Origin of the sequence: Bacillus glycinifermentans (assembly GCF_001042475.2) — a bacterium.
Taxonomy (GTDB): Bacteria; Bacillota; Bacilli; order Bacillales; family Bacillaceae; genus Bacillus; species Bacillus glycinifermentans.
Genome location: NZ_LECW02000058.1, coordinates 1 through 864, shown reverse-complemented (window position 1 = coordinate 864; position 864 = coordinate 1). Strand labels below are relative to the sequence as shown.

Here is an 864-nt window from a genome sequence, read left to right as displayed (position 1 = left end):
ATAGAGATCAATTCATTAATGCAGTAGAAAACAATTGTTACGGTCATGACCAGAAAGCCCATTTCAATCCCGCTTTCAATAAGCAGTAAATCAATCATGTGAGCAACGGCAACAATCACGAAAATAAAGACTTTTCGCGTGATACCAATAAATCCAACCCGGCTTTTCATCTCCCCGTTTACTCCGGCTGCCGCCAACCCACTTCCATAATCAATAATGACCAGAAAAGATAAAATAGTTAACAGAATGCTCCACCCTCCGAAAAGAAATCCGACAAATCCGCCTAATACAGCGATAAAACCCTTATAAAATGTATCCAATGTATTTCCTCCTTTTTAAAAATAAAAAACACCCTCATTGGGTGCTACCTAAATCCACACTGACGGCTGGCTTGTAATAGCTCCTGCCTGTGACTTGTTCATATTCTGCTGGGGTGATCCAATTAATCCTTACATACTCGCGCATTTCTTCATCCGTGTAGCACCCCCAATCATAAAACTGTTTTATATCTGATAAAGCTGGATACTTCATGAAGCCCCGCCGCCTTTCAGTGCTGAAATATCTGCCTGTAATTTCGCTATTTGTAAGGAAAGTGAAGCAGTCTGTTTTTTCAGCAAATCGGTAGGGCTCGGCTCCGGTGCAGGCGGCGTTACACTTTCTATATACTCTTTGGTTGCTGATTCGACCCATTCGTCTTTTTCCGGATCATACTTCGGAGCGTATATACCTTCGGGAACCGGGGTTGTCGTGCTATTCGCCGGCAATTCTTCACCGAAAAAATCGTCTTCGCCAGCATATTTGTAATTTTCATCATAAAAAAGAACGTGCATGCTTATCGCCTCCCCTACCATAACGGTATTGATT

At 42.4% G+C, this 864-nt stretch carries 3 protein-coding genes; all 3 read right to left on the bottom strand.

Annotated features, from left to right (window positions below; genetic code table 11):
- On the bottom strand, nucleotides 1-320 hold a 320-nt coding region (locus tag AB447_RS23025; protein ID WP_057957767.1), incomplete at its 3' end, for a phage holin family protein.
- Nucleotides 321-354: 34 nt separating this feature from the next.
- Nucleotides 355-531 carry an XkdX family protein gene (locus AB447_RS25540; protein ID WP_006637259.1) on the bottom strand — a complete coding sequence of 59 codons (177 nt, stop codon included), beginning with the start codon at nucleotides 529-531 and terminating at the stop codon, nucleotides 355-357.
- Nucleotides 528-864: hypothetical protein (locus AB447_RS23020; protein ID WP_241494794.1), on the bottom strand; the 337-nt coding region annotated here is incomplete at its 5' end. The genes AB447_RS25540 and AB447_RS23020, both read right to left, overlap by 4 nt.

Excerpts from the sequence above, each read along its gene's own strand:
- AB447_RS25540 (WP_006637259.1), bottom strand. The coding sequence starts at position 531 with ATGAAGTATCCAGCTTTATCAGATATAAAACAGTTTTATGATTGGGGG.